Below are 12,758 nucleotides of genomic sequence, written 5' to 3' on the forward strand. Positions count from 1 at the left end.
GCGTGGCGGCCCGGCCGGAGTACGGGGTGCGGGCCCGAGCCCGGCGCGGGGCGGGGCACGAGGTTCGGCATCGAGGAGCCTCCCGGCGCGGGGAACCCCAGGGGATCGTCCTGGTGCCCCGTGATCGCCTCGCGCAGCGCGGTCGCGAATTCCGCGCAGGTCGCGTAGCGCTGCTCGGGCGCCTTGGCGAGCGCGCGCGACATCACGGCGTCGACCTGCGGCGGCAGCTCGGGCCTGAGCTGCGACAGGGGCGTCGGCTGCTCGGCCAGGTGGGCCCAGAGCAGCGCGATGTCGTTCTCACGCTGGAACGGCAGCCGCGCCGACAGCGCCTCGTAGACCACGCAGGCCAGCGCGTACTGGTCGCAGCGGCCGTCGATGTGCTCCTTGTTGATCTGCTCGGGCGACATGTAGCGGGGTGTGCCGATGAACTGGTCGGTCTGGGTCAGCCCGGAGATGGACGAGCGGTGCTTGGTGATGCCGAAGTCGGTCAGGTAGACGTGGTCACCGGCCAGCAGGATGTTGGCCGGTTTGACGTCGCGGTGGATCAGGTCGTGCGCGTGGGCGGCGTCGAGCGCGGCGGCGACCTGGGCGAAGATCCGATTGGCCGGCCCGAGCGGCAGCGGCCCCCGGTCGTAGATGAGGCGACGCAGATCGAGTCCGTCGACGTAGCGCATGGCGATGTAGAGCACGCCGTCGGCGTCGGCGTTCGCCTCGTAGATCGGGATGATGTTGGGATGTTCGATGCTGGCGACCGTCCTGGACTCCAGGATGAACCGCTGCCTGAACCGGTCGTCGACGCTGAGCACCGGGTTAAGGATCTTCAGCGCCACCCGGCGGCTCAGCCGGGGGTCGAGCGCCAGGTAGACGACGGCCATGCCGCCCTTGCCGACGATGTCCTCGATGTAGTAGCCGGCCACCTCCTGGCCGATGAGCGATCTTTCGTTCACGTGCATCACGTCTCGGTGGGGTGGCCGCAGTAGCCGCAGAAACGATGCGCGGGGCCGAGCTTCATACCGCACGAGGTGCAGTACTTGATCGCCGGATCCGGCGCGGTCATCACCTGCTGCTGCTGCGGAGCTGCGTGGAACGGCTGGGAGCGCCGTACGACCACGGTCTGGTGGGCGCCGTCGTCGGGCGGTGGACCGGCCGCGAGCGGCTGTGTCGGTGGTGTCACCCCTTCAGGAGCGCGGCGGCGCCACAGCAGATACGCCCCGCCGCCCGCGGCCACGAAGAGAATCGCGGCCGCCAGGAGGAACGGCCACAGCGGCGTTGAGCCGGCCGGCTCGGCCGCCGCCTCCCGCGTGCCCTGGTCCTCGGGGCCGCCCCGCTTGGCCAGCGAGGTCTTGAGCAGTTCCTCGGCCACCACGTTGCCCGGGTAGAGCTCGAGCACCCGCTGGAATCCCGGCGCCGCCTCCGTGAAGTATTTCGTGTGGTAGCGGGTCAGCGCCGCCTCGAACGCCGTGTCGATCGCGCCCCTGCGCGCCTCGACCCCGGCCTCCGTGAGGATCTTCGTGATCTCCCTGACGCCGATCATCCTGGCCTCCTCGCCGCCGCCGACGAGCAGGCCGATGACGTGGCCGTCCTTGTCACCGATGACCGGCGCGCCGATCATGCCCTTGTCGGCCAGCCCGCCGAGCTTGACCGGCTCGTCCACCTTCTTCTCCGGGTCGGCGAAGGGCCGGCCGGTCTCGCCCGACGCGCCGCCCTTGCCGAGGTGGGCGATCTCGACGGTGTGGGTGGTCTTCGGGCCGGGACGGCCGAGGAATCCGGCCACGCTGGTGGGCGCGCCCTGCTGCTCGGGCACCTTGTCCGCGAGCGGCGCGGTGGGCATGCCGACGCTTCCCGTCACCGGGTCGAGCGGAACGAGCACGGCGGCGCTGTCGGGCTTCGGCCCGGCCTTGGCAAGCTTGAGCTGGTAGCCGTCGGCGCTGGCCGGCGACACGTTGGGAAAGGCGGTGATCTCCGTGGTCACGTTGATGATGCAGGTGGCCGTTTCGCTCTTGGGCGGATAGCAGTCCTGCAGGTGCCGGTCGAGCAGGTCGTCGGAGAGCTTGTGCTCCTTGTCGTCATCCGGGATCTCGACGTCGTGGTGCTCGGCGAAGATCTTGTTGGCCGCGCGTACGGCGACGTCGTCGTCGTTCACCGCCAGGCGGCGCAGCGCGACGACGCTCCCGTCGGGGTTGATGACGGTGCCCGTGCCTTCGGCGAACGGGAAGTCGTAGGACCGCTCCACATGTTTGAGCCGGCCGACGTGGTCGAGCAGAGTGATCTCCACGTGGGACACGGCCTCCAGCCGCACCACGGCCGGGCTCACCAGGTCGGTGATCCCGCTCGGGTGCTCGTGTGCGGCGACCGGTATCGCGACCAGCACGAGCGCCGCCGCGACGCCACTGGCAAGAGCTCTGAGGCGCGCCATCTCTCCGCTCCAAACCGCAGGATTAGGACCAGCGTCCCAATCGGGTGCCGTAAGTCAATAGACGACCACGTAGACAAGCGCTTGCTCGGGGACATAACGTACGCGGATGGGGTTCGTGATCGGCGTCGACGTCGGTGGCACGTTCACCGACGTGGTCCTTCGCGCCAAGGAGAGCCGGCGCGGCACGTTGGCCGTGGCCAAAGTATTGAGCACCCACTACGACCCCATCGCGGGAATCCTCGCCGGCGTTACGCGCGCACTCGGCGACCGTGACCCCGCCCAGGTCGAACGCGTGGTGCACGCCACCACGCTGGCCACCAACGCGGTCCTCGAACGCACCGGCGTACGGGTCGCCTATGTCACGACGCAGGGCTTTCGCGCCACCATCCCGCTCGGCCGCTACGCCCGGGTCGAGGAGGACCGCTACGACCTCCGGTTCACGCCGCCGCCCCCGCCGGTGGCCCCCGGCGACTGTTTCGAGGTGGTGGAGCGGATCTCCGCGCGCGGCACCGTACTGACGCCGCTGGACCCCGGGTCGGTACGGGGGGCCGCCGCCGCGATCGCCCGGCGCGGCATCGAGTCGGCGGCGGTGTGCCTGCTGCACGCGTACGCCAATCCCGCGCATGAGCGGCAGGTGGCGGCGATCCTGCGCGAGTCGGTGAAGAACGTGGTGACATCCTCGGACGTCTGGCCGGAGATCCGGGAGTACGAGCGCGCCACCACCACCATCATGTCCGCTTATATCGGTCCATTGATGGCTTCTTATCTGTCGCGGCTCCGGGAACGGCTGGCCGGCATCGGCATCGACGCGCCCATCCATGTCATGGAGTCCAGCGGCGGCGTCATCTCCGCCGAGCTGGCCGCCCGGCGGGCGGTCGCCACGATCGAGTCGGGCCCCGCCGCGGGAGTGCTGGCCGCGGCCGGCGCCGGGTTCGCGGACGCCATCTCGTTCGACATGGGCGGCACGACGGCCAAGGCGTGCGTCGTACGCGGCGGGCGGCCCGAGATCACCCACGAGTTCCACGTGGGCGGCAAGGGCAGCTTCGGCGGGCGGCGGGCGGGCACCGGCGTGCCCATCAAGACCCCCGCCATCGACCTGGCCGAGGTCGGGGCCGGCGGCGGCAGCGTGGCCTGGCTCGACCAGGCGGGCGCGCTGCGCGTGGGGCCGCGCTCGGCCGGGTCCTCCCCCGGGCCCGCCTGTTACGGCCTGGGCGGCCGCGAGCCGACCGTCACGGACGCGAACCTCGTGCTCGGCTACCTCTCCTCCGCCTCGATCCCGCTCTTCCCCGGGCTCGCGGGCGAGGCGCTCGACCGGCTGGCCGGGCCGCTCGGCGTGCCACGGGAGCGGGCGGCGTACGCGGTGCACGAGATCGTCAGCGCCTCGATGGCGTCGGCGGTGCACGTGGTGACCGTCCAGCGCGGGATCGACCCCCGCGGCTTCGCCCTGGTCGCCTTCGGCGGCGCGGGGCCCACGCACGCGGCCCGGGTGGCGGAGCGGTTCGGGATCGGCACGGTGGTGGTGCCGCCGTACTGCGGGGTGGCGTCGGCCGCCGGGCTGCTGTCCGGCGAACTCTCCACGGACCGTGTCCTGTCCCGCCTGGACGCGCCCGACCCTGAGGCGGTCTTCGCCGCACTCGCCTCGGAGGCGGCCACGGACCTCGGGGTCTCACCCGGATCGCCGGGCGTGCGGGTGTCGCGGTCGGTGGACGTACGTTTCCAGGGTCAGGCACACGACCTGACCGTTCCGTGGAGCGCCGACCTCGCACTGCTGGAGTCCCGCTTCTTCCAGCGGTACGCCGAGGTCTACGGCTTCACCCAGCCGGGGCCGATCGAACTGGTCGGCTACCGCGTTCGCGTCACCATGCCCCCCGAAGACACGCACGGCGACAGGTACGAGGACCTGCCACCCGACACACAGGCCCACCACGCGGGCGCCGGGGTGCGGCGGGCGTACTTTCCCGAGACGGACGGGTACGTGGAGGTGCCGGTGCACACCAGGAGCACCATGGGCGCGGGCCTGCGCGGCCCCGCCGTCGTCGAGGACGCCGAGTCGGCGATCGTCGTGCCGCCCGGCTGGAGCGCCGCCCTCACCGGGTCCCGCGCCGTGCACCTGACCAGGAGCCTCCCATGACCGACCCGCTCACCGCGGAGGTGCTGAGGAACGCCCTGGTCGTCGCGGCGGAGGAGGCGAGCATCGTCGTGGTGCGCGCGGCGTACTCGACGTTCATCGTGGAGGGCTCCGACGCCTCCGCCGCCGTTCTGGACGCCGGGGGCCGCCTGATCGCCCAGTCCATGGCCACCACCCTCATGAACAGCATGGCGCTCAGGACCGCGCTCCCCGAACTGGTCAAGGACTTCCCGCTGGAGACGATGCGGCCGGGCGAGGTGTACGCGCTCAACGACGCCTACCGGGGCGGCGTGCACACCAACGACCTGCTCGTCTACCGTCCCGTCTTCGTCCACGACGTCCCCGCCTACTTCACGGCCACGATGATCCACGTGTCCGACCTGGGCGGGCTCTCGGCCGGGGGGATGGCGCCGCTGGCCACGGACATCTTCCTGGAGGGCCTGCGACTCCCCCCGGTGCGCCTGGCCACGGAGGTCGGCATCGACCCGGCCATGGAGGCCGTGCTGAAGGCCAACAGCCGCACCCCTGACAAGGTCATGGGCGACGTACGGGCGCTGGTGGCCGGCACGGCGGTGGCGGCGGCGCGGCTGGAGAGGCTGATCGGCGAGTACGGCGAGCAGGGCCTGGCGGACGGCGTCGACGCCTACCTGGACCACACCGAGGCCGTGACCAGGGCCGCGCTGGCCGAGTTGCCGCGGGGGCGGTTCGAGGCGTCGTACCCGATCGACGACGACGGTATGAATCCCGAGAAACCACATCTCGTTCGCGTGGCCGTCACGCTCGGCTTCCAGCGGGCCGTGCTCGACTTCGCCGGCACCGGCCCGCAGGTCCCCGCCGCCATCAACGCCTCGGCCTCCCAGTCCCTCGCCGCCGCCGTCTTCGCGCTGCGCTGCTTCCTGGACCCGTCGATCCCCATGAACGACGGCTGCCTGCGCGCCATCGACGTGCGCCTGCCCGAGGGCTCCCTGCTCAACGCCCGCTCCCCCTACCCCTGCGGCGGCCGGTACGTCCCCATCTACGCCGCCATGGAGGCCGTCTTCCAGGCCATGTCGGACGCGGTGCCCGAACGGGCCATCGCGGCCAGCGGGATCCTGCAGCCGTTCTCGATCGCGGCGGTGGACGCGCCGTACTGGATCCACCTCTCCTACGACTTCGGCGGGGTAGGCGCCCGGCAGGATCTGGACGGGCCGGACGCGACGGGCGTGCACTTCGGCATCGGCCGCAACTCGGTGCCGCAGGCCGAGCCGGTGGAGAGCCGCTGCCCGCTGATCGTCGAGTCGGTCGAGACGATCCCCGACTCGGGCGGACCGGGACGCCACCGGGGCGGGCTGGGATCGCGCACCGTCTACCGTTTCCTGGCCGGCTGCCACGTCACCACGCGCGGCGACCGGCTCCGGCTGGCGCCGCCGGGCCGCGACGGCGGGCTGCCGGGGCGGCTGGGCGGGTTCTTCAAGCGTCATCGCGACGGGACCGTCGAGCGCCTGGCGTCGAAGGTCAACAACGTGCGGTTCGCGGCGGGCGAGGCGTTCATCGTGGAGACGACGGGCGGGGGCGGCATCGGCCCGCCGGGCGAACGGGACAGGCAGGCGATCCTGGGTGACCTCGAGGCGGGGCGCGTCACCCCCCGAGGAGCGGCCGAGGACTACGGGTTCAGCCTCTGAGACGCATCGACTGGGCGGGGTCGAAGGTCACGGAGAAGGGCGCCGGCAGGGTCACCGTGTTTCCGGCCTTGTGAACGGCGGGTCCCGCGTAGGAGCGTGGGGGCAGGGCTCACTAGTGGGCTCCCGTTGAAGAGCTCGTATCGGTTCCCGTCGTCGGGGAACTCGAGCAGGTCGTCGACGGTGAACGGCGGCGCACCCGGGAGAACCGTGCGCCTCGTGGTCGGTTCCTGCGCGGCCGTTCCGCTCTTCGGTTCGATCGTCGCCATTGCGGTCACCCGCCCGGTATCGGGAGCCTCGCCCGCGCCCACATGCCACTTCCCCGAAACTCCTCACTTGGAGCGACGGGGACGCCACTCCTCGGCGCCGCGCCGGACCGCCCGGTGCACCGCCCGCGCCACCCGTGCCCCCCATTCCGAGCGCGGCCCCCCGAACACCTCCTGCGGACCACCGCAGTTCTCGTGCGCGGGCACGACCACGCACACCGCGTCGGAGGCCGTGCCCGTGCACGGGAACCCGGCCTCGATGAGCGCCTGCGTCTTCGCCTCCGTGACCGTCACGACCGTGTTGACCAGGGCCGCGTCCGTCATCGCCACCGGCAGCACGGTGACGATGTTGACCGTGCCCGCCCGCATGGGCGCGAGCTCGGGGTCCTCGGTGCCTTCCGGGGCCGCGGCCCAGGTCGGCACCCGCAGCCCGACGGTGGCGACCGCCTCGACGCCACCGTCCGCGGCACGCGCGTAGCGGTCGACGGACGCGGCGGTCATCATCCCGACCCCGCCGCCCGCGGGGCCTAACGACCGCAGGTGCTCGGCCGGGTCCATGCGCGCGTACCCGGCCACGACCTGCGCGTTCAGCACCCACGCGCGCGTCCCGATCCCGCCGCCCAGCATCGCGGAGGAGATCATCCGCCACCCGGGCCCGAACTCCCACAACAACGACCCGAGCCTGGCGCCCTCCTCCACCCGGTACGTCAGCTTCACGGTCCTCCTCTGACCAGATGCACCACGGGCCGCCCGTCGTGTCCCCGTTCGATCTTCACCTGGGCGTCGAAGTGCCGTCCCACCAGCGCCTCGGTCAGCACCTGGGCGGGCCTGCCCGCAGCGACCGCGCGCCCTTCGGCCATGAGGAGCAGGGAGTCGGCGTACAGTCCCGCGACGGTCAGGTCGTGCAGGGTGGTGACGACCGTCAGCCCGTCGGCCCTGCGCAGGCGGTCGACCAGCTCCAGCACCTGCTGCTGGTGCCCGAGGTCGAGCGCCGTCGTCGGCTCGTCGAGCAGCAGCACGGGCGCCTCCTGGGCGAGCGCCCTGGCCAGCACCACACGCTGCCGCTCCCCGCCGGACAACTCGCCGACGCGGCGGGTGCCCAGCTCCGTCAGGTCGAGCCGGTCGAGCACGGAGGCGGTGACGCGCCGGTCGTGCCCGCTCTCCCTGCCGAGGTAGGGGATGTACGGGGTGCGCCCGAGCAGCGCGTAGTCGAAGACCGACATGTCAGGCGGCAGGGCGGGGGACTGCGGCGCGTACGCCACCAGCCTGGCCCGCGCGCGGGGCTTGAGCGCGGCGGCCGGCCGGGAGTCGATCGTGACCTCGCCCCGGTGCGCGACCAGGCCCATGACCGCTTTGAGCAGCGTGGACTTGCCGGCGCCGTTGGGCCCGATGATGGCCAGCCATTCGCCGCGGTGCACGTCGAGCCCGACGTCGGCGACGACGTCACGCCCGCCGAGCCGCACGGAGACGGCCGATGCCCCGATCAAGTGACCGCCCGCCTGGTCATGCGCAGCACGCCGACGAAGAACGGCGCCCCCACGAACATGGTCACCACGCCGATCGGAAGTTCGGCGGGCGCCAGCACGGTGCGGGCCACGAGGTCGGCCAGCACCAGGAAGGCCGCGCCGCCGATCATCGAGAGCGGCAGCACGCTGCGGTACGAGCCGCCCGCCAGCCGCCTGACGACGTGCGGGACGACGATGCCCACGAAGCCGATCAGCCCGCTCACCGCCACGGCCGAGGCGGTGGCCAGCGACGCCGCCAGCAGCACCGTGAACCGCACCCTGGAGGCCCGTACCCCGAGGCTGGTGGCCTCCTCGTCGCCCACGGACAGCACGTCGAGCATCCTCCCGTGCACCAGGAGCAGGACGGCGGAGACGGCGGCGTACGGCAGGACCAGCCAGAGCTGGTCCCACCCGCCGCCGACGTCGCCGAGGATCCACGCGTAGATGCGCTGCAGCTCCTCGACCTTGAACTGCTGGACGAACGTCTGGATCGCGGTCAGGAACGACGTGACCGCCACCCCGGCCAGCACCAGCGTGGCGGTGCCGCCCGCGCGCCCGGCGGTGTTGCCGAGCGTGTAGGCCAGGAACACGCCGCCGACGGCCCCGGCGAAGGCCGCGATCGGCACGCTGCCCTCCGCGGCGGGCAGCAGCACGATCACCGCGGTCGCCGCGAGCCCAGCCCCCGCGGCGGCGCCCAGCAGATACGGGTCCGCCAGCGGGTTGCGGAACACCCCCTGGTACCCCGCCCCCGCCATGGCCAGCAGCCCGCCGACCACGGCGGCGACCAGGACGCGGGGCAGCCGCAGCTCGTACAGCAGTCCCTGTTCGACCGGGGCGAGCCCCGAGTCGACGTGGGCGAACGGCAGCCAGTCCACGGCCTGGAGCACGACCTGCCACGGCGAGATGTCGGCGGCCCCGTCGAGCAGCCCGGCGACCATGGAGACGGCCAGCACGCCGAGGGCGCTCGCCACCCAGGCGGGTCTGGCCCTGGACGGGCGTGCCTGCGTCGTCACAGTCAGCTCGTGCCGTCCCCGGGGCCCGCCTTGGCCACGGCGGCGCCGATGGCCTCGGCCAGGTCGACGACGCGCGGCCCCCAGCGGGAGGCGATGTCGTCGTCGAGCTGGATCACCTGGTCGTTCTTGATGGCCGACAGGTTCTTCCATCCGGGCCGCTTGGCCAGGGTCTCCTTGCTCTGCCCGCAGCACTTGACGTCCGCCAGGAAGATCAGGTCGGGGTCGGCCTGAGCGACGAACTCGGCGGAGAGCTTGGGGTAGCCGCCCGCGGACGCGGGCGCCTTGTCGGCGATGTTGGTGAGGCCGAAGATGCCGTAGATCTGGCCGATGTACGTCTCGGACGTCGCCGCGTACGGCGTCTGGTCCAGCTCGTGGTAGTAGGTGAGTTTCCTGTCCTTCGGCGCTTCGGCGACCAGCTTGTCCATGGCCGTCTTCATGCCGGAGACGACCTCCTCGGCCTTGGCCTTGTTGCCGGTGGCGGCGCCGAGCTCGACGATCTCCTCGTACGTGTCGTCGAGCGTGGTGGCGGCGGGCTGCACCAGGACGGGCACGTTCACCTTGCCCAGCTCGGCGACGATGTTGTTCAGGTCGTCGGAGACCACGACGAGGTCGGGTTTCTCGGCGACGATGGCCTCGACGTTGGGCTTGAAGCCCGACAGGCCGGTCTTCGGGGCCTCGGGCGGGTAGTTCGACTGGTCGTCCACCGCGACGACCTGAGGGCCCGCGCCGACGGCGAAGAGCGTCTCGGTGTGGCTGGCCGACAGGGAGACGACGCGCTCCGGCTTCTTGCCGATGGTGACCTGGCCGTTGCCGGCCTCGATCGTGACGGGGAACTCCCCTGAGGAGGTGGAGGAGGTGGAGGAGGCTGAGGACGCGCGGGCGGAGGAGGGGGTGGCGGTCGTGCCGGCCTGGCCACAGCCGGCCAGGACGAGCGTTCCCAGCAGCGCGCCCGCGAAGGCCGTTCGTACGGGCCTCACGAGTAGTCCTTTCACACTGTCGGAACCGAGAGACCCGCTTGGAGCGACGGATCACCCTTTTCCACGAGGGCTGATGACGTCGGCGCAGCGGCAGGCGACCTGGCTATGACAGTTGCGGGACAGCGCCGGATTCGCACCGGACTTCGCTGCAACGCTGCGCGTCGGACAAACGCTATCAATCCCCCTGCGGCGCCGGGCGTCAAGGGGTGAGTTGGGCCTCCGCCTCGGCGATGATCCGCTGGAGCCGGAGCCCGTGGGCGGCGTCGAGCGGGTGCCCGCCGCCGTTCCGCACGGTCTCCGCGAACTCCGCGGCCACGTTCTCCAGGGGGTCGTCGTCGAACGGCAGCAGCACGGCGTTGCCGGTGCGGCCGTACACGGCGAACGACGACGGGGGCAGGTCGCCGACCGCCGTCATGCACAGGGACGCCTCGCTGACGGCGCCGTTCTCGTGCTCCAGCAGCAGCCCGGTCCAGCCGAGCGGGTTGCCGTGGGCGCGCACGCCGCTCACCCGGCCGAGCGCGGCGTCCAGCAGGTCGATGACGTGCGGCCCGACGTCCAGCAGCGCGCCGCGTTCGAGCCGCCACGGGGTGGCGAAGTGGTGGTCGCCGAGGAGGGCGCCGGAGATGTTGGCGGCGTGGCCGCCGAACGCCTCGATCTCCGCGCAACGGGCGAGGAAGATCCGGGTCTGGGTGGCGTACCGCATGGTGAGCACCATCTGGGAGGCGACGCCCGCCTCCGCCACGGCGGCGGCCAGGCGCTCGGCGTTCCCGAGCGAGTCGGCCAGCGGCTTCTCCAGCAGCAGCGCCTTGCCCGCGCGGGCGGCGCGCACGCCGATCTCGGCCTGTACGGCCGGCGGCACGCAGAACGCGACGGCCTCGCAGGCGTCGAAGAGCTCCTCGACCCGCTCGAACACCGGAGCGCCGAACCTGGCGGCCGCCTCGGGCCTGCGGGCCCACACCCCGGCCAGCCGCGTGTGCGGCCCTCTGGTGAGCATCGGCACGTGCGCCATCTTCGCCCACGGCCCCGCTCCGACCAGCCCGACCGCCACCGGCTCCATGCGCCCCCCTAAGTCTTCGCAAACCTCACGATATTGGACATCAATCCCCATATTGAACCTGCAAGCGCTCTCTTGCGCCGCAAAAACCGATTTGAACGCCTTTTCGCCTCGGCGCTGCCTATCATGATCGCCGTCCATCGTCCCACACCGCGGCAAGAGCGCGGCCAACGCGGCAAGGCGGGATTTAGTGCTGAAAAGCCTCTTGTGTATAGCTATGGCGGGTTTACTCGTCAGCACCTCGGCGGCGGCGCCCGCGAGCGCCGCCCCGGCGCCGATCGACTGGGCGGCATGCGGCGAGATCGGCGGCGAGTGCGCCACCATCAAGGTGCCCGTCGACTACGCCAAACCCTCGGGCCCCACCCTCGACCTGGCGATCGGCCGGTTGAAGGCACTTGAACCGGACAAACGCATCGGCGTGCTGATCGTGCATCCCGGCGGCCCCGGCGGCTCCGGGATCAGCCCGTTCATTCTCAACGGCGCCATCACCCCCGACAGCGCGATGCGTCAGTACTTCGACCTCGTCAGCCTCGATCCTCGCGGCATCGGCCGCAGCACCCCGGTGCGGTGCAGCGCGGACGTGGTGAACGAGTCCCCGGCCACCTACCCGGCGAACGAGGCCGAGTACCGGGCGTGGCTCGACTACAACGCCGAACTGTCGAAGGACTGCCGTGAGCACACCGGCGCGATCTTCGATCACGTGCACACCACCAACGCCGCCCGCGACATCGACTCGATCCGCGCCGTGCTCGGTGAGCGGCAGATCAGCTTCTTCGCCCTCTCGTACGGCACCCAGGTCGGCCACCAGTACGCCGAGCTGTTCCCCGGCAGGCTCCGCGCCATGGCCATCGACTCGAACATGGACCACAGCATCACATCGGTGTTCCGCTACCTGCAGACGACGACCGAGGACCTGGAGGGTTCGTTCAAGGCGTTCGTAGGCTGGTGCGGCAGGACGCCGGCGTGCGCGCTGAACGGCGAGAACGTCACCGGACTGTGGGACGGACTGCACGACCGGGCCGCCGCGGGCCGGCTGGACGACCCGGCGACCGGGGAGCCCATCACCGCGGAACAACTGCGCGTGACGCTGTTCGAGGCGATGTACGACCCGGCGGGAAGCTGGTTCGACCTCGCGAGCCGCCTCAAGGCGCTCGCGGACGGCGAAGCGACGGCGCGCACGGCGGAGCCCAGGAAGCAGCAGGAAACCGTCAACTACGCCTACCCGGCCATCTGGTGCTCTGACTGGAAGTGGGAGGTCAGCGGCTTCGAGCAGCTCGACCGCTACCGCGAGCGTCTGGAGCGGCTCTACCCGCACACCAAGCTGTCGCCGTTCTGGTCCGACGTGCTGGTCTGCCTGAACTGGCAGGGCAAGGTGTCCAACCCGCAGCACCGCCTGGACATCACCGGCAACCCGCCGGCCCTGCTGCCCAAGGCCCGCCACGACGTCGGCACCCCGGCGGCGTGGAACTACGGCGCCGCCCGCCAGATCCCGCGGACCACGGTCCTCGAGTACGACGGCGTGGGCCACGGCCAGTACCGCAACAGCACCTGCGCCCGTGCGCACATCGAGAAGTACCTGACCAGCCTGGTGCTGCCTCCGCGCGGCACGCGCTGCGCCGCCGAGTACCCCGACCAGCCGTCCGCCTCGGCCAAGGCAGAGCGCCGGCTGCTGTCGCCGACGGGCCGCCCGCTGCACTGATCCCTACGGCCCGCCCGCGGTCACGACCTGCCGCCGGGCCGC

The 12,758-nt window shown here is 71.7% G+C and carries 10 protein-coding genes; 3 read left to right on the forward strand and 7 right to left on the reverse strand.

From position 1 onward, the window contains the following. Together GUY59_RS26380 and GUY59_RS26385 are read right to left on the reverse strand one after the other, a co-directional pair. Window positions 1-953 (reverse strand): serine/threonine-protein kinase (locus tag GUY59_RS26380; protein WP_161714712.1); only part of this gene is annotated, 953 nt, incomplete at its 3' end. Then, on the reverse strand, window positions 953-2,416 hold the full coding sequence (locus GUY59_RS26385) for a zinc ribbon domain-containing protein (RefSeq protein ID WP_138204044.1): 1,464 nt from the start codon (window positions 2,414-2,416) through the stop codon (window positions 953-955). The genes GUY59_RS26385 and GUY59_RS26380, both read right to left, overlap by 1 nt. A gap of 106 nt (window positions 2,417-2,522) precedes the next feature. Here GUY59_RS26385 and GUY59_RS26390 point away from each other — a divergent pair, with 106 nt between their 5' ends. Both GUY59_RS26390 and GUY59_RS26395 read left to right on the forward strand, forming a co-directional pair. Then, window positions 2,523-4,547 carry a hydantoinase/oxoprolinase family protein gene (locus GUY59_RS26390; protein ID WP_138204042.1) on the forward strand — a complete coding sequence of 675 codons (2,025 nt, stop codon included), beginning with the start codon at window positions 2,523-2,525 and terminating at the stop codon, window positions 4,545-4,547. Further along, on the forward strand, window positions 4,544-6,205 hold the full coding sequence (locus GUY59_RS26395) for a hydantoinase B/oxoprolinase family protein (protein ID WP_138204039.1): 1,662 nt from the start codon (window positions 4,544-4,546) through the stop codon (window positions 6,203-6,205). Before GUY59_RS26390 ends, GUY59_RS26395 begins: the two co-directional genes overlap by 4 nt. A gap of 329 nt (window positions 6,206-6,534) precedes the next feature. Here GUY59_RS26395 and GUY59_RS26400 read toward each other — a convergent pair whose 3' ends face one another. The 5 genes from GUY59_RS26400 to GUY59_RS26420 form a co-directional block, all read right to left on the reverse strand. After that, window positions 6,535-7,185: an adenosylcobinamide amidohydrolase gene (locus tag GUY59_RS26400; RefSeq protein ID WP_138204037.1), complete on the reverse strand. Its 651-nt coding sequence runs from the start codon at window positions 7,183-7,185 to the stop codon at window positions 6,535-6,537. Then, entirely contained in the window at window positions 7,182-7,955 is a 774-nt protein-coding gene (locus tag GUY59_RS26405; RefSeq protein ID WP_138204035.1) for an ABC transporter ATP-binding protein, read from the reverse strand. The genes GUY59_RS26400 and GUY59_RS26405 overlap by 4 nt, the downstream gene beginning before the upstream one ends. Then, window positions 7,952-8,986, reverse strand: coding sequence for a FecCD family ABC transporter permease (locus GUY59_RS26410; protein ID WP_171055501.1), 1,035 nt, complete (start codon window positions 8,984-8,986; stop codon window positions 7,952-7,954). Before GUY59_RS26410 ends, GUY59_RS26405 begins: the two co-directional genes overlap by 4 nt. Window positions 8,987-8,988: 2 nt before the next feature. Further along, on the reverse strand, window positions 8,989-9,963 hold the full coding sequence (locus tag GUY59_RS26415; protein ID WP_138204033.1) for an ABC transporter substrate-binding protein: 975 nt from the start codon (window positions 9,961-9,963) through the stop codon (window positions 8,989-8,991). A gap of 199 nt (window positions 9,964-10,162) precedes the next feature. Next, a complete protein-coding gene (locus tag GUY59_RS26420) occupies window positions 10,163-11,020 on the reverse strand; it encodes a Gfo/Idh/MocA family protein (RefSeq protein ID WP_138204031.1) in 858 nt (285 codons plus the stop codon). Window positions 11,021-11,234: 214 nt separating this feature from the next. On the opposite strand from GUY59_RS26420, the gene GUY59_RS26425 reads away from it, so the two are divergent. After that, the gene (locus GUY59_RS26425; protein WP_138204029.1) at window positions 11,235-12,716 is read left to right on the forward strand and encodes an alpha/beta fold hydrolase; all 1,482 of its coding nucleotides are present in this window, start codon (window positions 11,235-11,237) and stop codon (window positions 12,714-12,716) included. Window positions 12,717-12,758 lie beyond the last annotated feature (42 nt).

It is taken from the genome of Nonomuraea sp. K271, from assembly GCF_009908215.1.
GTDB lineage: Bacteria > Actinomycetota > Actinomycetes > Streptosporangiales > Streptosporangiaceae > Nonomuraea > Nonomuraea longispora.